Source organism: Galbibacter kalidii, assembly GCF_026241135.1.
GTDB lineage: Bacteria > Bacteroidota > Bacteroidia > Flavobacteriales > Flavobacteriaceae > Galbibacter.
Map to the genome: position 1 here is coordinate 378,238 of NZ_JAPFGA010000002.1, position 25,765 is coordinate 404,002.

The 25,765-nt window shown below is 41.6% G+C and carries 7 protein-coding genes; 5 read left to right on the forward strand and 2 right to left on the reverse strand.

The features are described from left to right. The first annotated feature begins 117 nt into the window (after positions 1–117). Together OOZ15_RS03920 and OOZ15_RS03925 are read left to right on the forward strand one after the other, a co-directional pair. Entirely contained in the window at positions 118–597 is a 480-nt protein-coding gene (locus OOZ15_RS03920; protein WP_265954476.1) for a (2Fe-2S)-binding protein, read from the forward strand. Between the two features lie 138 nt (positions 598–735). Next, on the forward strand, positions 736–2,889 hold the full coding sequence (locus OOZ15_RS03925; protein ID WP_265954478.1) for a xanthine dehydrogenase family protein molybdopterin-binding subunit: 2,154 nt from the start codon (positions 736–738) through the stop codon (positions 2,887–2,889). A gap of 416 nt (positions 2,890–3,305) precedes the next feature. Here OOZ15_RS03925 and OOZ15_RS03930 read toward each other — a convergent pair whose 3' ends face one another. Both OOZ15_RS03930 and OOZ15_RS03935 read right to left on the reverse strand, forming a co-directional pair. Continuing rightward, positions 3,306–4,316 (reverse strand): helix-turn-helix domain-containing protein, encoded by a 1,011-nt coding sequence (locus tag OOZ15_RS03930; RefSeq protein WP_265954480.1) that lies wholly within the window; start codon positions 4,314–4,316, stop codon positions 3,306–3,308. Positions 4,317–4,668: 352 nt separating this feature from the next. Further along, positions 4,669–6,354, reverse strand: a complete 1,686-nt coding sequence (locus OOZ15_RS03935) for a glutamine--tRNA ligase/YqeY domain fusion protein (RefSeq protein WP_265954482.1) — start codon at positions 6,352–6,354, stop codon at positions 4,669–4,671. Between the two features lie 691 nt (positions 6,355–7,045). Between OOZ15_RS03935 and OOZ15_RS03940 the strand changes: the two genes are divergently transcribed. The 3 genes from OOZ15_RS03940 to OOZ15_RS03950 all read left to right on the forward strand — a co-directional run bounded on the left by OOZ15_RS03940 (position 7,046) and on the right by OOZ15_RS03950 (position 25,757). After that, positions 7,046–9,241, forward strand: coding sequence for a T9SS type B sorting domain-containing protein (locus tag OOZ15_RS03940; RefSeq protein WP_265954484.1), 2,196 nt, complete (start codon positions 7,046–7,048; stop codon positions 9,239–9,241). Between the two features lie 9 nt (positions 9,242–9,250). Further along, complete coding sequence (locus OOZ15_RS03945; protein ID WP_265954486.1) at positions 9,251–11,353, forward strand: PorP/SprF family type IX secretion system membrane protein; 2,103 nt, start codon at positions 9,251–9,253, stop codon at positions 11,351–11,353. A 259-nt stretch (positions 11,354–11,612) separates the two neighbouring features. Beyond that, complete coding sequence (locus tag OOZ15_RS03950) at positions 11,613–25,757, forward strand: T9SS type B sorting domain-containing protein (RefSeq protein ID WP_265954488.1); 14,145 nt, start codon at positions 11,613–11,615, stop codon at positions 25,755–25,757. Positions 25,758–25,765 lie beyond the last annotated feature (8 nt).

Below are 25,765 nucleotides of genomic sequence, written 5' to 3' on the forward strand. Positions count from 1 at the left end.
ATAGCTGTTCTCATATTCTTTTTTTCGTTTTAGCTAAATCCGTAGTAATTAACCCAATGATTATTAGCTAATTATATTCTTTACATATTATTTTTAACATCATAAAATTCAAAATCAATGGCTACTTATACAATCAATATTAATGGAGAAGATCAATCCTTCACATGTGATGAAAACATGCCTTTACTATGGGTGTTGAGGGAAGTTTTGCAAAAAACAGGTACAAAGTACGGTTGTGGTATAGGTCAGTGTGGAGCTTGTACTGTTCATTTGGACGGAAACGCAGTGCGATCATGTGTGACGCCAATTGATTCTGTAGGGGAAGCAGAAGTAACCACCATAGAGGGGATAGGCAATGCTGAACTTCATCCCGTACAACAAGCCTGGGAGGAACTTCAGGTTCCACAGTGCGGGTATTGCCAAAGCGGACAAATTATGAGTGCAGTGCATTTACTTGAACAAAACCCCAACCCCAGTGATGGTGAAATATTAGACGCGATGTCTGGCAACATCTGTCGTTGTGGTACATACGATAGAATAAAAAAAGCCATTCGTTTGGCTACTCAATTATCAGAAGATAATAATCAACTACCATAGGGCAAGTCCTGTGAAATTCCTCTGGGAATATTTCACAGGGACAAGCACATGAGGTATTCAAATAAATAGACCTTAACTCATCTCAATGTAGAGTATTAAATAATAAGACCCCTTAGTGGGATTTAAAAGGCAAATGCTATGACACTAATAACAAACCGAAGAAATTTTATAAAAAACACTGTTATGGTCTCATCAGGACTGGCTGTTGGGTTTACGTTGGGCAATGTGACCAAGCTTTTCAGTGTTGAGGCAGATAGTGTTTCCCATGAACTATCACCATTTATACACATAGATACCGAAAGCAACATCACACTGGTAAATCCGAATCCAGACATGGGTCAGGGATCCATTCAGGCATCAGCAGCAATGATTGCCGAAGAACTTGAAGTCGGACTGGAAGAGGTACGCATCATACCAAGTGACGGACAGGCAAAGTATGACCCTCAGATATCGGGGGGAAGTGGAGCAGTGAGAAGATCGTGGGAACCTCTTCGAAAAGCCGGGGCAGCAGTAAGGCAGATGCTACTGAATGCTGCCAGCCGAAGCTGGGAAATACCATTAGCAGAATGCTATGCAGAGAATGCACATGTTTATAACAGAATTGATGACAGAAAATTCAAATATGGGGATCTGGTCACGCTGGCTTCTACTTTAGAAGTCCCGGAAAACCCTACATTGAAAAGTAAATCTGAATTTAAATTAATAGGAAAAAGCCACAAACGGGGGGATGTTATTGAACGAATTACAGGAAAATCAACCTACAGTATTGATATGCAAGTGCCAAGAATGATACATGCTTCCATCTTGCATTCCCCTACGCTTTTAGGAAAAGTGGTATCCATCAATGCTACTGAAGCACTAAAAGTGGAGGGCGTTATCGATGTGATGAAATGTGAACGCAGCATGCTTTATACCAAATTTGATGCAGTGGCTGTCATAGCTGATTCCTCTTGGGCGGCAATGCAGGGCAAAAAGGCATTACAGGTGGAATGGGGCGGTGAAGGAGATCATGTGAGTACACAAGACTATTCTGAAAGCTTATACACAGCAGCCGGAAATCCAGGAGCGTTATATTCTGAAACCGGAACTTTTGATCAGCATTTTTCAAAGTCAAGGATAAAAGCTGAAGGGCTGTACGAATCTAATTTTTTGTCACACGCTCCGATAGAACCCATGAATGGAATTGTTGAGGTAAAAGACAATGGAACCATAGAAGTATGGGCCGGTGTGCAAGGCCCGGGACAGATTAAAGACCAAATGGCAGAATATATGGAAGTGCCTCCTGAGAATGTAAAAGTGAATGTCAAACTCATGGGCGGCTCTTTTGGACGAAAATCCTATCATGATTTTCTTTTGGAAGCTGGGATGCTTTCCAAAAAGTTACAGAAACCGGTAAAAGTGACATGGACCAGGGAGGAGGATGTTTCACAAGGACCATACCGTGCGGGCTCGCTTTCTAAATTACAGGGCACGGTTGAAAACGGGAAAATAACGGGCCTCCATCATCATGCTATTGGTGAAAGCATATACGGACAAATTAATGGTTCTCCAAAAGTAGGTGAAGTAGATGAGGGAATTGGAAGGGAAATAGGCTTTGAAAACAGCAAATATGTGCTCGATCACACAAAAATCAGCTATACCCGGGTGGTGGCAGATATTCCCATCATGTGGTGGCGGTCTGTTTATGCGGGAAGTTTTGCATTCGGACAGGAATGTTTTATCGATGAACTTGCCCACCTTGGGGGGATAGACCCGCTAAAAGCACGATTGGATATCCTTAAAGATGAAAGATACCGATTGGTATTAAACACATTGGCTGAAAAAGCAAATTATCACGAAGCCTTGCCAGGAGGGACCGCTCGTGGTATTGCCATCTGGAAATCATTTGAGAGTATTTCAGCAGCCTGTGTCTTTATTGTTTCCGAAGGACAGGGGGTAAGGGTGAAGAAGGTGATATCTGTTTTGGATTGCGGACTTTTTGTCAATGAAGACATGGTACGGGCACAGATGGAAGGTAGTATAGTTATGGGATTAAGTGCGGCCACTAAAGAAGAAATCACCTATGAAAACGGGGTTTGTATGCAGCAAAACTTTCATCAATACAACCTGATGCGCATAAATGAAGTTCCGGAAATGGAAACACATATCATCGCGAACCAAGATACTCCGGGTGGGGTAGGCGAACCTGCTTTACCTCCTATCGCTCCGGCTCTCAACAATGCTATTTTCAATTTAACCGGAGTCAGGCTTAGGAAACTACCAATGGATTTAACCAACATCAAACTAACTTAAGCTTAAAACATCCTTTGTCATCTCCCACACCTTAGTGAACTTTTGCAAGGCTCTTTCTTCTAAATTTGCAATAGGCAAAGGGTGTTTTTTTGCAATAACGTCCTAAACGTTTGTGTTTAATTTATGAAATTAACTGAGGCTTAGACTAAATTCCAAGGTTTTCGGGTTTGGTTCCGGCCTACGATAAAAACATTGAAAATCAAGGAAGCAGTGGGGGTTAAAGATAAAAATCTGTTTGAGTTCCGCCCTAAGGCGGAATGAGTTATTTTTATCCCTGCCTGCCGGCAGGCAGGTGTGGCTGGGGATTCCGTAGTATTTTTTATGTTTTTATCGTCAGCCTAGACTTTTTTGGGCGATGCAAAAAAGAACAGGTAAAATTTGTTTAGGACAAAACTGGTTTTTTTGAAAAGAATAAGTTAGTCAGCTGCAGTCACTGTTAAATATCTACGTCTGTAGGCATGGGGTGTGAGCCCGGTTTCTTTTTTAAAAGCCTGATACATGGAAGACATGCTGGAAAACCCAACTTCGTCAGCAATGACTTCCACCTTGTCATTGGCCGTTGTATCTTTTAAGCGTGTAGTGGCTTCTTTTATTCTGAATTTATTCACGTAGTCATTAAATCGAAGTCCGAGTTTTTGATTGATGGCCTGAGAAACGCGATAGGAAGCATGACCGGAAACCCGGGAAACGTCCGCCACAGTGAGTCCTTTGCTTCTGTGTAGTTTCTCTTTTTCAAAAACGGTATTGAGTGTGGAAATCACTTCGTTTACCTCGTCCTTATTCAATGTTTTTCCATTGGAAACATCATTCAGCAGCGATGAATTTTGAAGGATTTTATAACTGATAAAATACAGCAGAACAACGGCCAGAACAGATCCGGTTGCATAGACGGTAATTCCTTCGATGTATGCCTGTACTACAAAACAGACTAGCAAGATAAACACACTGATGGAAAAAACAGGAAAATGATTGGGGAGGGGACCGGTGTTACGGTATTTGGCGAAATAATATCCAATTCCGAAATACAAGGCCATTTGTAATAGTCCGCTATAATAAAAACTGATGATATAGTCGCCCCAATTGAAAATGCCCAACCCGATGATGATAAATGCAGGGAGGTAATGAAGGAAATGTATTCTGGTCACTACAGATTTATGAAGACACTTCTGATATAAAAAATAGGAAGGTCCGATAAGCCACAAACCTGCTACTCCGGCTAAAACTCCCCATTCAGGATATTCAACCATGGGCAAAAACACAAAATAGGATTTGGCAAGCCTGAAGGCGATACCGATAAGCATCACTCCAAGAAATAATGAAGGAGATAAACTGAATTTACTTCTGCCAATAAGATAAATCGCCAAAACAAGGCCTTGAAAAAGCCCTACACCACAAAATATACTGATTAAAATTTGCCAAATACTCATTGTTGTTGCAATCGAGTCCCTCTAGGTTGATTTAAAATTCCCCATAAAGAAGAATCCGACTACAATGTACAAAATTAAGCAGTTTATAAGAGGCTGAATTAGTTAAAGTTGTAGGGATTAAAACAAATACCTAGCTAGAAGGTTTCTAAAAAAGCCTTGATCAATTTGATTTGTCAGTCTGAGCCTGCCTACCGTCAGGCAGGCCTGCCGAAGACTTGTTGATTTTAGTTAACTGTGCTTCGACAAGCTCAGCATGACATCAGAATTTAGAGCTTTTTAGAAGCGTTATCTTTTATCTTAAGTCCTTAAATCAGATGAAGAACAAACGGAAACCCTTTGTACTTAATACTAGCTACTTCTTAGCATCAATCTTTGCCCAACTATCGCGTAGCTCTACGGTTTTATTAAAAACGAGCTTTTCGTCGGTTGAATCAGGATCGACGATAAAATATCCGATTCTTTGAAACTGAAAATGTTCACCGGCTTTGGCATCGGCCAGGCTTGGTTCAACAAAAGCTTTTGTAACACGCAGTGAATCCGGATTTATAAACTCCATAAAATCCTTGCCTTCATGTCTGTCGGGTTCCGGATCTGTAAAGAGACGGTCATATTCGCGTACTTCTACTTCTTTGGCATGTGGAATGGATACCCAATGCAGGGTTCCTTTTACTTTTCGTTGACTTTCCGGAGTACCACTCCCACTTTTACTCAGCGGATCATAGGTACAATGCACCTCAGTAATATTACCTTCATCATCTTTAATGGCTTTTTCAGCTTTAATGATATAGGCATTTTTAAGTCGTACTTCTTTACCAAGCTTTAAACGGAAGAATTTCCTATTGGCTTCTTCCCTAAAATCTTCTTGTTCAATATAGAGTTCCCTTGAGAAAGGAACCTTTCTATAGGTCATGTTTTCTTCTTCCGGATTGTTTTCCGCATCGAGATATTCTTCGGTATCTTCGGGATAGTTAGTGATAACCACTTTTAGCGGATTAAGGACGCCCATCACCCGTGGGGCTTTTTTGTTGAGGTCTTCCCTTACGCAGAATTCCAATAAAGAAACATCAATGAGGTTTTCCCGTTTTGCAATTCCGATGGTTTCTGCGAACTTTTTTATGGATTCAGGGGTGTAACCACGTCTTTTCAATCCGGAAATGGTTGGCATACGCGGATCGTCCCATCCGTTTACTACACCATCTTCCACCAAACGAAGCAATTTCCGCTTACTCACTACGGTATGGCTTAAATTTCTTCTGGCAAACTCACGCTGCTTGGGTTTTACTTTGTTTTCGTCATAAACATTATCCAAAAACCATTCATACAATTCGCGGTGCATGGCAAATTCCAGCGTACAAAAAGAATGTGAGACTTGTTCGATATAATCGCTCTCTCCGTGTGTCCAGTCATACATTGGGTAAATACACCAATCGGTATTTGTTCGATGGTGAGCTTTATGAAGGATGCGATACATGATCGGGTCGCGCATCAACATATTTGAAGAAGCCATATCGATTTTGGCACGTAAAACATGGGTTCCCGATTCAAATTCACCGTTTTTCATACGTTGAAACAAATCCAAGTTCTCTTCCACCGAACGGTTCCTGTACGGACTTTCGATTCCCGTTTGGGACGGAGTACCTTTTTGCTCAGCCATTTCCTCAGAAGTTTGGCTATCCACATAGGCTTTTCCTTTTTTGATCAATTCTACAGCCCAATCGTAGAGCTGCTGGAAATAATCGGAGGCGTAACATTCCTTATCCCATTTATAACCAAGCCATTCAACATCCCTTTTAATGGCTTCTACATATTCTTTTTCTTCCTTGGCGGGATTAGTATCGTCAAACCTGAGATTAACCGGAGCGTCATAATCCAGTCCCAGACCAAAATTCAGGCATATAGAACTTGCATGTCCTATGTGCAGGTAACCATTGGGCTCAGGAGGGAAACGAAAACGTAAATCCTGTTTGTCGAAGCCGTTTTCCAGATCGTCTTCGATGATATGTTCGATAAAATTGAGTGATTTTGTTTCTTCTGCCATTTCTTTAGGATTATCAGGCGACAAAATTACGTAAATTTCAAAGAACATCCCTCTAAATCCCTACTGAAACTTTGTTCAGCACAGGCCTTTCAAAAGAGGGAATTTATTGTTGCTCCCCTTAAGCTTGAAAGGACAGATTGTCCCCTTGAGGACAAACAGAGCGGCAAAATATATTTTGACGTGAAGTTTGCGAGCGCAGCTCTTTAGGGGTGTAAAATCCCGAGCCTCTGGTTTTTCCATAATCTATCTTGATTTGCCCGCATGCCAGCAGGCATCTTTGCTTAAATGCCCACCGGACATTTTCTTTTTGAAAAAACTTAGAGATTGAAAACATCCAATAAAGCAATATGACCTTCAAGGTTTTCAAAACCTTGAAGGTCTCAGGTCTCACTTTTCAAAAATCAAAAAACTTCAAAACCCAAATAAAATAACTAGTATTAAAATATACCATTCGTTTTCTAGAAAATAGATTCATAAAAACACAATCCCTTTACCTACAAAAAACCCTTCCTTTACACTAATTTTTACCAAAACCAATGGGTATATTTTAGTTAAAATATTAAAAAACAGCCCTTTGGAATATAAAATACGGGGTTTCACCACAAAACAAACAATTGTTAATAAAATTGTGATAACTTTAGGTTAGTATTATAAAAAATCGTTACTTTGTAATACCCAAATACATGAACTTATGAATAGAACTTTACTCAAACCATCTATTCGCTCCTGCCTGATGCTACTTTTTTTTGCAAGTATAGCACTGGGGTATGGCCAAGATCTCAAGAAGCCTGTACTGGGCTTTGAAGATGCTTGCGCCGCAGTGGAGTATAATAGTTTTCCGGTTAAATTCAGTTGGGAGCCAACACAAATGGTGGCCTCTGACAACAAATTTATTTTTGAACTTTCCGACGCCTCCGGTAATTTTTCTTCCCCTACCACTTTGGCGACGTTTACCGACAAAAACACAACTTTTGATTTTGATGTAGAGCTTTCCATGCCTGAAACAGTCCGTGGAGATAATTATAAACTGCGGGTAAGAAGTACTAGTCCGGCTCAAACGAGTCCGGTAAGTGATTCGTTTGGAGCTTACTACATCAGAGTTAATGACAACTTGATTATCAATAATTTTGAGGAAGCTTCGGTTTGTGAAACCTTGACTTCCTATCTGGAGGTGGACAACTATCCGGGTGAGGCGGCTTATAATTGGTACAAGGATATGATTTTGATTCCCGGGGAAAATGGTCCTTCGCTTGAAGTTTCTGAACCCGGCATTTACTTTGCAGAGCTTGACTATGGAGATTATTGCTCTTCAAGCACGTCATCGAATCTGGTTGAGGTGTCTATTGAAAGTGCTGTGGGCATGGAGTTACTAGGCGCTAAACAAGTTTCTCTTTGCACAGACCAAACCTATACGCTAACCACTGACCATGAAGATACGAGTAAGACCTACGCTTGGTATAAAGACGGTCAATTGTTAGTTAAAAACAATAGCAATACCTTGGAAGTCAATGGTAATGATCCTGGTTTTGCCGGGGAGTATTACGTTGAATTGGAGACAGGAAATGGGTGTACCGAGCAAACTTCAACCGTAAACATTGAAAAGGAAAGTTTTGCCTTAACTGTGGACACACCGGAAGGAACGACTGTTTTCCCTCAGCAGACTATCAGCCTGCAAGCCAATACGGATGCTGGTTCAGCCGGTTATCAGTGGTATAAGGATGGTGCAGCTCTCGATGGTGAAACTCAAAGCGAACTCGTGGTTTCTGCTATCGGAACCTATCATGTAGAGGTAACCCAGGGAGCGGGTTGTGTGTTCAGTAAAACTTCTGATGCCGTTGAGATTACCGAGCCGTCGGATTATATGGCATACATTTCAGCTTCCAATTATGCTGCATGTGAGAATTCATCAGTAACGATTTCCCTGGATAAAATTGAAGCGAATCCGGGAACCAGTAATGCCTACGTCCTTCCTGAATCTGTATTGAACGGATTTTCATACCAATGGATATATGAAGGCAATGTTTTAGCAGATGAAACTTCCCAAAGCATTACTGTTAGTGATGCTTCCCTTAACGGAAAGTATAAACTTGATGTAGCTGTAGAGGAAGGGAAAACAGCAACTTCCGAAGTGGTTGAAGTGAAACTCGGTTTGAGTGAAACCCCTCAAATCACCGGTAGCGGAAATGTAAGCTGTGAAAACGGGAACATGATCGTTATTTCATCTTCAGTTACAAGCGATGATTACACCTATACTTGGTACAGAAACCACGTTGCCCTTAGCGAAAGCACACCTTCACTGGAAACCAATCTCATAGGAAAATATCAATTGAAGATAGCAGCCAATGGTTGTGAAAAAGTGTCAAACGAGTTTGTAATTGAGCCTTTTGATACTTCAGTAGTGACCGTAGATGTGGGAGAAACAGTATCTATTCCCGAAGGGGAAACCAAGATTGTATCCGCTTACGGAGGAGATTCATATCAGTGGTTTAATACAGAACATGAATTGATGAGCAGTAGCTCGTCGGTGACCTTATCAGAAGAAGGAGAATATACTTTATTGGCATCTGTTGGAGAATGTCAGGTAACAAAAACCATTAAAGTCACAAATTTGACTAGTTTTGTTGTGCCCAATGTGGTGACTCCAAATGGAGACGGATTTAACGATATGTGGGTGATTCCTAATTCGTATGCTTACCAAGAAGATGTTACGGTAGACATTTATGAGCAATCGGGAACACCTGTATTTTCAACAAGCGGATATCAAAACAATTGGCCTCAGGCTTCAAGTATTACCTTTTCGGGAAGTAATCCTCCGATTTATTACTACCGGATTATGAAAGGAAAAGAAACTTTGAAGCAGGGAACCATAACTGTAATTAAAAAGTAGCTTATTAAAATGAAGAACTCCGGGTTATTAATAGTCCTGCTCTTAAGCATCTCTTGCCTTTTTGCGCAAGAAGAAGAGATGCCTGTGGCTGCTATTAGCATTCCCGGACAAAACTTGTTGAAGTTTGATCGCTTTATGATCAACCCTACTTTTTCAACGGTTAATGAAGACAATTCATACTTCAACTTATACCATAGAAATCAATGGGTTAATTTTGAAGACAATTACCAAACCTATTTGGCGAGTTATTCAGGGAGGATCAGTGATAGATCCGGTCTTGGACTGAGTGTGTATCACCAGCGTTTCGGGATCATATCCAACTTTGGTGCTATTGCCAACTATGCCTACGGAGTGAGACTTTCGGAGAAGAGTAACCTGACCTTCGGTTTCAATATGTCCTACTACAATAGTGGGGTGGATAGGAACCGATTGAGTACAGCTCAGGAAAATGACCCGACCATAGCCGATTTGGAAGATCAATCGCTTTTGTCTTTCCAACCAGGAATCAACCTGTCCTTAGGGAGATTTGATGTTGGACTTTATGCGGAGAATGCCTTTGATTACAACATGAGAACCAACGAGACCCTTACCGCTTTTGATGAAAAAACATTTGCCGCACACTTGATGTATACCGATCGGTTTAAAAACGGTCAGGGTATTATGGAAGACGGTAAATTCAGCATCTTGAGTCGAGTGCGCAGAGTGGGAGGCGAAGAGGAAGATATGAACCTTTCGGGAAGTTTGATACTCGATCTGCCAAAGCTCGGGTGGATACAGGCGGGCTATGACGACTATTACGGGGTAGCAGCCGGTCTTGGGTTTAACCTGACCAAGCGTTTGTCCTTAGGCTATACCATTGAAAAGGGAATTGAAGACCAAGTGTCCAATTTCGGGGTTACCCACGAGGTGAATTTCGCCTATACTTTTCAGCCTACACTTACTGAAGACAGAGTACTTGAAGACCTTGAAGAAGATGAAAAACTGGTAATGCAGGAAGAAGCTCAAGAAGAACAGGATACGGTTACTGATAAAGATGCCGAGATTGCACGTTTGCAGAAAGAACTGGCCGAAAGCAATATGGTCATAGACGAGATGATGTTCAAACAGGATTCTATGGAAGAAGCCCGAAAGAATGATATCAACAAACGGTTTGCTTACATACTAAAATACATTAACGACAACAAGAATGCCAACAACCAGCAACAGGTAAAAGAAGACGTAGTAAACATGATGAAAGCCATGGACGAAGATGCCTATGCTGCTGCACAGGCAAAGTATGATAGCGACTATAACAACCTTGGTTCTTCAAACAGAACAAGCAATACAAGTAGAAGTGCCCGTACATCAAGATCTTATTCACAACCCACAGGAAGTAGCAGTAGATCGCCTTCGTCAACTACTACATCTGCAACACGTGTGAATGGAGTGCAAAGCGGGGCATATGTGATTGCCAATGTCTATAAAGGCGGCCCTTATTTTACCGCTTTCTTGGACAAGTTGAAAAACCAGGGAATCGACGCCGGTTACATCGAAAAGAACGGCATGCAATACGTTTATATCAAAAGATATGATAACATGACCGATGCCAAAGAAGCGTACAAAGACCGTTTCGGTGGCATGTATGATGGTGAGACTTGGATCATGAATGTAGAGGGAGATAGCAGGGATGCTTCACAAGGGGCATATGCCAATAACGATATTGAAGAAGAAGGCGAAAACAGTGGTGGAACAGAGCAGGCATTTAATCCTGAAGTTATGCTTTCCGGCAACGGAGTAAATAAATGTACCGATGAGTATATATCTGAAATTTTTGCATCAGAAGAGAATGGATATGGCAGGGTGATATCAAAGAAAAAAACAGCCCCTGTCATAAAACCTGAAAAGGAATATTATATCGTCGCTAATGTATTTGCCAATCCGAAAGGTGCTGAGTATTATCTAGAAGAATTGAAACAACAAGGCTATGATGCCAATATTTATATCAATCCGAAAAATGGATATCATTATGTGTATATGAACAAAAGTGAAACCTGGAAAAAAGCGATGGCTTCCTATCGCTCCGGAATTAATTATAAAAGTGATATATGGATTATGTCTGTAAAGAACACCTAAAAGGGTTTATGGAATTGATGAGATGTCAGTCTGAGCCTGTCGAAGACTATTTGACTTTCACTACCCTTCGACAAGCTCAGGGTGACAATCTCTAGAAACGGGCCAGCCGGTGCGTTGGCAAATGAAAATCAACCCTTGAAGGGTTCAGGAAACATGTAGAACATAAAAAGAAATATTAATAACAATAACTAACAAACCTATGGTTGATAGACCATAGAATTACATAACGGAATATAGTATTGTCCCAAAACTTAATGCTATGATAAAAAATTACTTAACCTTAAGAGTATACCTACTGCTTGCATGCATATTTCTTGCAAGTATTTTAGCTATGAAATTCATGCCCGACCTGTCCAATGGATTAGGGATGAATAATGAAATCGTTTACACAGACGCCAATGGAACGGAATACGGATATATTATCGATAATTCCGAGAGTTCAAGGGCTGCATCTACTGCCAATTTTCAAAGTACAACAGGCAATGATCAACTTTTTGCCGGAGAGGTAAAACTTATCAAAACGGTTGAAGATATCAATGGAAACCCGATTACCGGTCCTGTAGCTCCGGGAATGGATGTGGTGTATGTACTTAGTTATGAAAATATTTCTACAGAGACGGTTCCGGATTACGAAATAACTGATGAGATTCCGCAGTTAGTATCATTCAATGGCTCTAATCCAGATATCTCAGTATATAATACTCAAACAAGGGTATTGTCTATTGATGTGGGTGCTCTTGCTGCTGGTGAAACCGGAGAAGTACGGCTTAGCGCAACTGTGAATGATGTCGAAAACATCAGGGATGGTAGCATTAGCAACCAGGCCTTTGCTACTTATAACAATGTTGTTGAAGAGCCTAGTTTTTCCAACGACACAGAAACATTGGCCACTCCAACGGTTTTTTGCTTGGATGCCGGTGAAAATACAACTCGTACGGAAGTTTTATGTGGTAATAGTATGACTATTACCGCTGGGGATGGTTTTGATACCTATACCTGGACCAGGGATGGGGCTTTTGTTGCAAACACCCAAGATGTGGAAATCACCGAAGAGGGCACCTATGTTGCTGAAAAAACTATTGATTGCGATGGAACGGAAATCACCTATACAGAAACAGTAAATGTATATAACTGGACAAATATTACAAATCCTTTTTTCGATCAGGCTGATAATATGGGGATATGCTCCAGTGATGGTAGTCAAATGCCAAACATTCTTCTCTGTAATGCTGGGGATACCCGAACGTTGGAAACAGGATTTGTCGATATTCAAAACATTCAATGGGAAAGATTAGGTGGGAATGCGACCCTTCAAAATTGCCCTCAGTCAAATGGTGACTGGAATACTATTTCCAACACCATTGGTGAATCATCTTATACAGTTTTTCAAGCCGGATCCTACAGGATCTATGTACAGTTTCAAAATGGATGTTTTAAGTATTTTTATTTTAACGTCTATGATGGTATTAACGCAATTGTTGATATAGAAAACTACACATCACAACATTTGGGAAGTATCAACGTCGATACCCAGATGAATGGAGGGGAATTTACCTATCTTCTTGAAGGTGCTGATGGTTTTTCGGCTACCTATGGACCTACTACCGATTCCACTCACTTATTTGAACATCTCTTCGCAGGAACTTATACACTAACAGTTACTTCAGGAAATGGTTGTGTCTATACAGAAACCATAACCGTTGAAAATAACAACCCTTATGACCTTTGTGTACAACAACACGATCAGGGTGACGGAAATACAAAAGAATGTGATCGGGCTATGATCAAAGTGCTCACGGGACAGTGTGAAGGAGACTTACCTCCCGGTGGAGCACCAAAAGTAGCTGTGTGGAGTTATGATGGAGAGGTATTGCACGATTCTTTTCAAGATATTCCATGGGGAGAGATACCAAATCAGCCAAACCCTAATTCTCAGGTCTTTGAAATCGACTATCAGGGGGCAGGGGAATACGTTTTTGTTACCCGTTATGAGATTGGTCAGGAATGTGTTGATTGGGATTGGTGGGGGAATTGTGTGGAATACGAAACCACTTATGGCTATGTGATATCCAAAGCCACACACATAGAGTTGGATATTATTTTTGAATTTGATGTAATCACTGAAAATGTAAGTTGTTATGGTGGAAGTGATGGATCAGTAAATTTGGAATTTGCCAACCCTGATGATGAAATGGATTTAGTGGTTGACTTATACAGGTCAGGAGAAGATACTCCTATCAACAGTAACATTAGTGGAACTTTTCCTAATCTTGAACCCGGAGATTACGATATCGTAGTAGACATTACGATCCCTGGGGTAAATGATAAAGAACAGCACTGTAACATTACCAAATCATTCACTATTACCCAACCCGATGCCCCACTTGAAGCTTTTGCAGGTGTTGTAAGGGATGTTTCTTGTTGGCAGCCGGGTGATTCTGATACGCCGTCATCACAAGTACGGATTACCAATGTTACAGGGGGAACACCTCCTTATGAATACAACATTGACGGTGAATGGAGAACTGATACCGACAGATTAGGCTATATGTCTAATGACGATTATGTGTACCTAAGGGATGCCAATGGCTGTGAATTTCAAATGTTTGTCGATGTCAACACTTATACTGCTCCACCTGAATTAAACTATTCCGTAGTCTATGATTGTGAAGGTATAGGAACAGCGACTATTGAAGCAAATGTTCCTAATGATTCCGGAGTCATCTATGATTATACTTTTAGCTTGGACAACGGCATACCTCAGGATTCAGAAGTGTTTGAAAATTTGGAACCCGGAAACTACGAGGTTACGGTTTATTATGAAAACGTAAACCCGGACAATCCCACTCCTTCTTTGTTGTTGGAAGAAGATTTTGGTAGAGGAGCTAATACTCCATGGCCAGAAGTAAATTCAGCATATGTCTATGAGTCAAACGATCCTGACAACCCTGACGATGGAGATTGGGATTCCATGCTGGATGACGGAGAGTATGTGGTAACACAACACCTAATACCTAGAAATGGGCAGGAATGGTTGGATGATGTACTCGATCCTGAAGAGACAGGGGGTCGTTATTTAGCCATCAATATTGGAGATGCAGCAGGGTCTGGAGGGGTGATTTATGAGAAAGAGATACATGATATTACACCCGGAACGGAAATAGAATTAAACCTTAATGTTATTAACCTTTTATATCAAAATTCTAATGCATACGACCCGGAAATCAAAGCTGTACTGGTAAATTCATCAGGTAATATAGTAAGTGAAGATACTGCGGGACAAATTGAAAATGATGAACAATGGCATGATGTAAGTATGACTTTAAATGCAGGGCCTAATGAGGATTTGACCCTACAATTGATAAGCTATTCCACAGAGATGAATGGTAACGACATAGCCATTGATGGAGTAAAGGCTTATCAAAGGCCTACTATCTGTTCTTCATCTATGGACTTGGCTGTGACTGTTGATAATAACGGTGGTTTTGCCGGAGAGATCACAGGCCAAAGCGATACCAGTTGTTATGATACTGCTGATGGCTCTGTAACTTTTACAGTGAGTAACGTACTTGATTCGACTATTGGGTATGAATACAGATACAGTACAGACGGAGGCACTACCTGGGAAGGTGGTTGGATATCGGAAACAGCAACAGAAGTGACCATAGGTGATTTGGAAGGTGGTGATGAAGTGTTTGTTCAGGTAAGGGATGCAAATGACCACGATTGTGGATTTGATATGCAAACCGAAATACCAATTCAGGTTCCTGATCCTATTGATGTCGATGCCGAAGTAGATATGCAAGTAGGTTGTGGGGCGAACAATGGTGGCGTTATCTTGGTAACAGCAAGTGGAGGAACCCCTCCTTATGAATATCAACTTTCAGACAGTAGTGGTGTGCTAGTACCTTATGAAGAAGGAGGCACACAACATACATTCGAAAACGTAGCTGTGGGCTCTTATACCGTTACCGTTCGTGATACTAATCAATGTACAGAGGTAGCAGAAGATGTTATTGAAATGGTTGAACCTGCAACAATTGCCTTTACGGCCAATGCTGTAGACTGTTACAATGGCTCTAACGGGACTATCGATGTCGCGGTTTCCTCAGGAAACGGGGACTATCAGTTTAGCATTAGTCCTGAAGGTGAAGTATGGGATGCAGATACAGCAGCTTGGTTTGACCCAGATATAGAAGGAGGAACAGAATACACTTTTGACAACTTAACTCCAGGGACATACACCGTATATGTAAAAGACGGCTATGGATGCATTGATGAACGAACGCTGACCATCAATCCGCAAATGACACTTAGTGTGACTTCTACAAGTAGTGTGAGTTGTTTGGGAGCAGTAGATGGAGAAGCTGAACTAACTGTAAATAATCTACTGGCACCACCTTACAGCTATACCGTAAACGGAACAACCGAGGGAGAAGGTCTAACGGCAAACACCATAACGCTTGAAGATTTAGATAACGGAATCTATGAAGTTGAAGTGACGGATAACAATGGATGTACAGACGATGTTACGATAACTATTGATGAGCCTACGGCGGCATTGACACTTAACGAACCAGTAATTGAACCTATCAAGTGTAGCGAAACCGGATATACCACCGGAAGTGTTACCGTTTCTGCTCAAGACGGATGGGGGAGTTATGAATATACACTGACTTATCCTGATGGCACGACTACTGATACAGGTTCAGGGGCAAGCCATACCTTTACCGGACTTGATCAAACAGGAACCTATACGGTAACCGTTATCGATGACGGAGGGGAAGGCTGTGAGCAAACAGATACTTTCGACTTGGTACAACCTACTCCGCCAACCGTTACTCCTGATGCGGACAATGATATTTGTATGGACGATGACGGGGTTACCGTTGGATTTACCATTACCGAGGGTGTTGCTCCTTACTATTACAGTAGAGATAACGGAAGCACTTGGACAACAGTAACGGGCAATACTTTTGATATAACGGTAAACACTGCCCAAACCCTTGATGTTTTGGTACGTGATGCCTACGGTTGTGAGAGCGAAGCTTCAGCTACTGTGGATATTGGGAGAGAGTTAACTGCTTCTGCAGATTCCCCAAAAGGCTTGGATTGTTCAGATTCACCTGATGCGACTATCCAGGTAAACATTAGCGGAGGCTATGAACCCTATACTTATACAGTAAATGGGGATGCTAGTACAGAAACGACATTGAACTTGGGAGAAACAAGCTTTACCCATACAGCATCAACAGACGGCACCTATACCTTTGATATTACCGATGATGAAGGTTGTACTGCCCAAGCAGTATTTGTGATCGATCCCTTGGAAACACCAACAGCTACGAGTTCAAAAGAAGATGTGACCTGTTTTGGAGGTAATAATGGGCAAATAAGTATCACACCTGATGGTGGACTTCCACCTTATGATGTACATCTAACCGGACCAAACGGTTATGATGAAACATTTACATCCAATGGTACTGAAGTGATCTTTGTAGGATTGGTTGAAGGTACTTATACTTATACAGTAACAGATGAAAATGAATGTGGACCCGAGCCTGAACAAATTTACATTGACGAACCTGATGCGTTGGTACTCGATATAAGTGCTTCGGTATATACATGTAACCAAGATGCTACATTGACTGTAGTAACAGCCCAAGGGGGAAGTGGTAATTATCAATTCCAACTTAACGGCGGGGCTTGGATAACTCAAGCCGAATTGGAAGCAATTACATTAGAAGACGGCACTCACGAAGTAACGATACGTGATGCAAATGCTACTACTTGTACAGTTACAGAAGAAGAGATAATTGACCCACTACCAACACCTCCGGACCTGGATTATACCGTGACTTACAGTTGTGACGGTACTGGAATTGTTAGGATTACACCTTTAGAGGAAAATTATACCTATTCATTAGATGGAGCTACTCCTCAGGATAATACAATGGCAACCGATCATAATGTCTTTGAAGATGTAGCTGTGGGTACGCATACCGTTACTGTAAATTACGGTAGCGAATGTACCGAAGAGATTATAGTGCTAGTGGAAGACGGTCAGGAACTTCAAGCAGGAGTTACCGATGTTCAACATATCCTTTGTTATGGTGAAACTACCGGAAGCTTAACCTTTGAGGTAAGTAATTTTGACCCTGTTAATGGTTATGATTATATAGTTTCGACAGGCGGAACTACCGTTGCAAATGGCAATGGTGAAACCACTTCCCCTATTACTGTTCCAAGCTTAGGAGCAGGGGATTATGCGATTACTATTACAGATCCTAATGATTCAGCTTGTTCTGTACCTCTTACGCAGACTTTAAGTCAACCTTTGGCTGCATTGACAGCAGATGCTGTAATAACTGCGGAATCCCGTTGTAGTGCTTCGGGAAGTACACCAGCAACCGTCACCGTTACTGCTGGAGGCGGAACAGCTCCATACCAATACCGAATGGATGGCGGGGCTTGGCAGCCTACCAATACATTTTCTGCCACACCCGGAGTTGCACATACTTTTGAAGTTATGGATGATGCCGGTTGTGAAGCCGAAGATGATACCCCTCCTACAATCGAAGAACCTGAAACGCTTGCTTTCGACCTTGAGGCCATAGATTGTTACCAAGGAGATTATCAAGGTTGGATTGAAGTAACTAACCTTACCGGTAATGGAGATTATCAATACCGAAGAAATGGTAGTGCTTGGACTGATTTACCTACAGACAACATTATTACAGGACTTCCGGCAGGAACACATACTATTGAAGTACGTGATAGATTGGGTTGTACAGCTAACTTTCAGAATATTACTATCCATCCTGAACTTACTTTAACGGCTGAAGCTACAGACTTTACCAGTTGTTCACAAGGAAGTATTACTGCAACTGCAAACGGAGGGGATAGTTCCGCAACATATGAATATGCTTTTATGGCAACAGGCACTGCTCCTGGAGCAGGTGATTGGGGAAGTTCAAACAGCTTGACAAATATTACAGCTGCCGGAACCTATGATGTGTATGTTCGTTATAACAGTGGAGTAGATGGTAGTGGGAACACAACGTATTGTCAAGCGATGGTTGAGGCTATCGTGGACAATGCTCCACCGATGGATATAGATATAGACGAAACACAACCGGTTTGCTTTGGAGATACAGGAGAGATTCTAATGACGATTGTAAGTGGAAGAGGAGCTTTTGATATTGTTCTTGAAAACAATACAACAAGCACCGAGGTACTTCACGCACCAGATTATGTATCACCTAATGAATATCCGGTTTACAATTTAGAGCCTGGAGATTATACTATGACTGTTACAGATCGATATGGTTGTGAAGATGTTGAAACTTTTACCATCATACAGCCTGTTGAATTGACAGCCGATATTGAACCTGTCCTCCCTGCGACTTGTGATGGTTTGGATGCAAATGATTACGGATTTGAGTTTGTAAACTATACTCCAACTACTGATGTTGAATTCAGTGATGATAATGGAGCTACGTGGGATCCAAATCCTGTGTTTACGGGTCATTTACCGGGAACAGTAGTAAGACCTGCGATGCGTACTGTTGATGTTGATGGAAACACACTTTGTATGCGTCGTTTCCCACGATATACAGTACCATATCCACTGGATGAACTCTTGATTCAGGTTGAAGCTGTTGTAGAATGTAATACCCTTACAGTTGAGGTACAGGGAACACAAGGAGACGAGCCATATGAATATGCTTTTACAGATAATATTGAAACTTTTGATCCGGATACAGCAGATTGGTATCCTGGTACCGGTCCAACATCGGGTTCATTTATCTTCGATGAAACACATGGATTGATACCGGGTAGAAGCTATACTTTCCTTGTAAGGGATGAAGCCGGATGTATCCGTCAAAGTGATGATACTACATTATATGACGATGTACAAGAAGATATCCCGATTTTGATTTCAGTAGAATCTACACCTTCTTGTGCGGGAGAAAGTACTGGTACAATTACATTTACATTGGACGGTTCAAACTTAGAGAGCCAGGTTCCAATTTCATGGGAGTTATTTGATTTAAACAACCAAACAACGCCGGCACAAACAAGTGGTGGAAGTGTGGCTTGGCCGGGTACAAATGAAATTACGGTTGAAAACCTAACCCCCAACACCTCTTATTATATTGTCATTACCACAGATGGCGGGATAACTGGATGTACATCCACAGCTAGTGGAAGCGCCAATGAATTTATTGAAGAATTACAGCCTGTTACTTTGCTTGCTGAAACAGAGAGGGATATTACCTGTGCTAATCCTGGGGTTGTTTCTGTAGATGTTGAAGGCGGAAGCGGAAATTATACGTACACCTTGTCGAGTCCTAATTTTATTAGTGATATTGTTAGTACTGATGAAAATATTTTTGTTCAACTAACAGATATTGATGATACAACAGACACACCTATTACGATTACAGTAAGTGTTGTGGATGAATTTGAGTGTACTACAAATACTCAGGATATTATAATGCATATAGCTCAACCACCTGCTGTACCAGATGTAAATGTTGCATCTTGCGACCCAGATACAGGAGCTACACTTACTATCACCATGCCACCGGGAGGTGCAGAACCCTATATGTATTCAATTGATGATGGTGTAACTTTCGAAGACAGTAATATTTTTAATGGTTTAGCAGCTGGAACTTATGATGTCGTTGTTCGGGACAACAATGGATGTGAATCTACAACGGCTGAGCCTGTAGAAATTTACGAACCCATGCAGGTTGATGCTACTTTAACACAAGAGTTGTATTGTAGCAATAATTATGCAGAAGTAACGATAGAAGTACTTTCTGGAGGTTCTGGAGATTTCACTTATGATGTATACCATGAAGATACGGCAACCTATACAGTTAATGGTGACCCGATGTCTTCTAATCCAATGTTGCAACAGGTTGGTGATGCGGGAACTTATACAATAACAGTTCACGATGTAGGAACGGGTTGCGATTCCCAAGATATTTCAATAGAAGTGCCAGCACGTCAATATCCGGAATTTGAGGTTGTACCGTCTAGTACCTCGGATGTTTCTTGTTATGATGCCCAAAATGGAGTTATTACAGTAACAGCAACCGGAGATGATGGACCATACACATTTATGCTTACGGAATTGGATGGTGCTCCTGTTGGACCTATTTCTCCAACAACACCATCAGATGGCTATACAGCTATATTTGAAGGTCTTGATTATGGAACATGGACAATAGAGGCGGTTTCTGATGTAACTGGATGTCCGGCTGAAATTACTCACGAAATAGAAGAACCGGCGGAAGTAATTGTTCCAAATACAGCAGTATCGGCAACGCCATTCGATTGTACTACAGGAAACAATATGAATGATGCCGTGATAACTGTTGACCCAAATCAGGTTACCGGTGGAAGTACCACTTACACCCGTTTTGAGTTTATCGCTCCTGATGGAACAACAGTTTTACAAGACAGTGCCAGCCCGGAATATATTGTAGAGGACACTTCGGGAGGAACTTATACAGTTAATGTCTATGACAGTAACGGTTGTATTGGTACACAAAATATTGAGATAGATCCGTTTGTTGAGATTTCAGATCCAATGGTTGCTATAGACAATGCGATTACGTGTAATAATCTGGAAGACATCTCCGTAACCGTTACTGAGACCGGTGGTAGTGCCACCTTGGATTATCATGTAGATGGTACTGATAATGCCTATGATGAAAACAACGCTACGGGAATATTTACTGGTTTGGATATCGGAAATTACTTGATCACCGTGACCAATACAGATACGGGATGTTATGTACAGACCACACATAGGGTAACAGATCCGGACACTTTTGATCTGGATGCTATACCTGCTCATGTAAGCTGTTATGGTGTTAATGATGGCAGCGTGACCCTAAACTTAGATGATTTGACGGATGGTTATACAGGTGATTTTGAATATGAAATCAATGGAACACGATATGATGGCACTACGATTTTAGCTATTACAAATACCTCGAATGGTTTATCAGCTACGGAAACGGGATTGTATGCCGGCACTTACACAGTAACTGCTACTTTGGTAGATGACCCCGGTTGTGTTGTAGAAGCTGATTTCAACATTACCCAGCCTGATGCGTTAGTTCTTACGGTAGAGCAAACCATTAATGAAAACTGTAATGCACTAGGGCGCGTTACCTTAAGTGCTACTGGAGGCAGTGGTAATTATGAATATGCCTTTGTGCCAGAAGGTACTACACCAACCGATGCTGATTATTCAACACAAGCTTATGAAAACCTAGCTGAAGGGGAATACACGGCATGGGTACGGGATGCCAATGCAAACACTTGTAGTATTGATGAACCGTTTGATATTGGTTATGACGATGAACCTGAAATTTCACTTTTGGCTGATAATGTTTGTGCCGGAGAGGGTAATTATGAAATTGATGTAACACTTGTTACTCCGGGTGTAGCTCCTTACACAGTAAGTGTAGATGGAGGTGCTCAACAAGCAATTACATTTAATAGTGGAATTGCTACAATTTCAGGTCTTACTTCGGGCAATCATACTGTTGAGGTTTATGATGCCAATGGTTGTCCTGCCATAGGAGAGACACAAGAAGAAATTCATGAGCCATTACGTGTGGATGCAGTCATGACTCAGCCTTTGTATTGTAATAATAACTATGCAGAAATAACACTAACAGTTGAAGGAGGTTCAGGAGACTTTACTTATGACGTAAACTGGGTAGAAGGTTCTACTTGGGATGTTACAGGTGATGTTTTAGATGAAAATCCAAAAGCACTACAATATGGAGATGCAGGAACATATATTATTAATGTTAATGATATAGGGACAGGATGTGAATCTAACGAAGTGACAGTGGTTGTTCCTCCACGTCAATACCCTGACTTTACGGTTCTGGATTATGATAACATTTCGTGTTATGATGCCCAGAATGGTCGTATTGTGGTTCAAGCGAATGGTACTGATAGCCCATATACATTTGCGATTACAGAACTGGATGGCGCAAACATTTCAAATATAGCACCAGATGAATCAGATGGATACACGGCAGTGTTTGAAGGTCTTGATTGGGGGGTATATACTATTGAGGCAATTTCTCAAGTTACAGGTTGTTCCTCTACAGTCGAACAGGAAATCACAGAACCACAACCCCTATCCATCTCAGCCGGAATCACAGACAGTTGTGACCCAACAGACGGTTATGAAATCACTGTAAGTCTGGACGAAATAGGAACACCGCCTTATACCTTGAGTGTAAATGGAGCCTTGAGCAATGTTTCTTTTGATACGAATAACGAATATGTAATTTCAGGCTTAACAGCAGGAGATTATAACATCGAAATAAGAGATGCTAATGGATGTACTGCTGGAGCAAGCAATGGTACACAAACCATTACTCCACTTGAATTCCGTCCATTGGTAACAACCCTGCTTGATTGTGAGCCTGCTGATGCTGCCAATGCCATAATCACACTGGATAGTTTTAATGGTTCAAGGGATTATAGCTACAGCATTACCGGACCTAATGGAATTACGGATTCGGACGATATAGCTGTTACTCCTTTTGAATGGACTGGTGCCTCAGCATCAGGTGACTATATTATCACTATTACCGATGATATTATAGGCTGTTCAGTAGAAAGAACAGTAACTGTTCCTGAACTTCTTATTCCGGATTTGGAGATTGTCAGCTCGATCGACGAAATGTGTTCGGCTTCTCAAAACGGACAGATCGTAGTTCGTGCGGTTGATAATGGTATCGGACCGTTTACATTCGAGATTACAGCAGCTTCGGATGGTTCTGTAACGACCCCGATAACGCCATCATCTGCTACGGGATATACAGCTACTTTCAATGAGCTAGCAGGATCAGTAAACGGAATTGTATACACCATTACAGCAACAGCGGACAATAGCTGTACGGATACAATTTCAGAAACTATCACAGCACCGGCACCAATCGTGATTACACCTGCAGTGACTGTGAGTCAGTTCTTGTGTAATGCCGATAGTAATATAACTGAATATGCTACAATTACTGTAGATACCGATGCTGTTCAAGGCGGTAGCGGAAACTTTGTTCGCTACCAGTTTATTCAGAACGGAAACGTATTGCAAAATGGCAGCCTTGATCATTTAACCTTTACCGACCTTAACGGCGGAACAGTAACTGTAAATGTTTATGACGATAAGGGTTGTAGCGGCACCATGGATGTGCCGATCGATCCGTTTGTAGGTCTTGACGACCTTGAATTGATGGTCGACAGCTATATCACTTGTTCTGATGGAGAAGACATTACAGCTACGGTTTCAGTAGTGCCTTCCGGAGCTGCAGTAAACCTACAATACACTATTGAAGATACCGAAGGAAATATAATTGAAGATTCAGGAGTGGTACAAACATTGAACCACAGCTTTACTAATCTTCAAGACGGAGCTTACTTTGTAACGGTTCTTAATACAGATACAGGATGTGAGATCAGTGCATCGCATAATATCAACAATCCTGCAGATAGTTTCGAATTAACAGCTCAGCAGAACTCGCCTGTGACCTGCTACGATACGGCAACCGGAACGGTGACATTAACAATGTATGATCACTTCCAGGATGATGGCGATCAGTCCAATGATTATAACTATACCATCACCGGGGTTAGCGATACGTCATTTGTAACCAGCGGAACTGCTACGAGCAGTGAGGTTGTGGTAGAGGGTCTTTCGGCCGGAACCTATGAAGTATCAGCTCAGCTTAACGGTATAGCTTGTAGTGTTGCTTCAAGCAGGTTCAGTATTTCTCAATCCAATGAACCATTGAGTGTGATTATGGAAGAAGTGGCTAATGTTACCTGTCCGGATCATCAAGGGGAAATCTATGTGAACCCTGCGGGAGGTTATGCGCCTTACGATATTACTTTGTACTATCACGGAGGGGAAGAAACAACAGAGCCTGTGAATAATCCTAGCTTGATCGGAACGGTAACTGATGTAAACGGACATGTGTTTATAGACCTTCAATCCGGGCTTTACCAGACTGTAGTAACGGACAGTCAGGGTTGTGTGGTTGATGCTGAATTACTGAAACTTACCCGACCTGAATGGATTAGTGCGGAGGTTGCGAAGACCAACATATTATGTAATGGAGAAGCCGTAGGCGAAATAAGAGCCGTAAACGTTACGGGTGGTGCCGGAGAAGGCAACTATTACTTTGCCTTGACCAACGTAACTACGGGAGTATCATCAGACACCCAAGAATCACCGGTATTTAGTGGATTGACTGCAGGAACTTATACGGTTACCATATTCGACGCATGGAGCTGTGACTATACTAGTGAAGAAGTAACCATCGAAGAACCGGAGGAGATTGTGTTCAATGAGTTGGATAAATCCAATGTTGTTTGTCATGGAGCCGACGAAGGATACTATAATTTTAGTGTTAGCGGAGGTACAGGGCCATATGATGTGAGAGTGTTTAACGATACGACCGGAGAAGAAATGGAATTGCGTACTGCTAATGAAAATGAGGAGGTTCCATTAACAGAGCTTCGAGGAGGAGTAGATTACAGAGTCCTTGTGAATGATGCTAATGGTTGTGAAGTAGAACGTCCGTTTACTATTCCGTCCTTAGGCGATTTAACAGCTCAGGTTCAGGTTGGCTTTGATTGTCAGGATAATACCGCTGTAAATGTAGTGAGGGTAAGCCTGCCAGATTCAGACATAGACCCTGCAGATGTGATGTATGCCCTTAACTCTACCGACGTTAGTCAAGCGCAATTGTTTGATGAGGTTATCGACGGGGAAGGGATCATTAGAAATGTTACTCCTGAAGTTGAGCATTACATAACCATTTTCTACGAAGGATGTGATAAAACCATAGAGGAAGGCTTTACCGTAGACTCGGTAGATCCACTTGTGATGGGTGTCGGTGAAAGCAACTTGAATGAATTTACCATGACACCATCTGGAGGTTCTGGACCCTATGAATATTTCGTGAACGGGGTTTCCCAGGGAAGTGATGCCACTTATGTGATCAGGGAAAGCGGAATTTATGAGGTGATGGTTGTAGACGCCAACGGCTGTTCTGACATCTCGCAAATAGAAATGGAGTTTATAGATGTTGAATTCCCACCAATATTTACACCAAATGGAGATGGTGAGAACGATGGTTGGGGGCCAGAGAATACACTTCACTATCCGAAGATAATGACCAAGGTCTATGACCGTTACGGACGTGTGGTTGCTGAACTGGATCTAGGAGAAGAATGGGATGGTAAATACAACGGAAAAGAACTTCCTACAGGAGACTATTGGTATGTAGTAAGACTCAATGGTGAGGAAGACCATAGAGAGTTTGTAGGACACTTTACACTATACAGATAAAAAAGAAC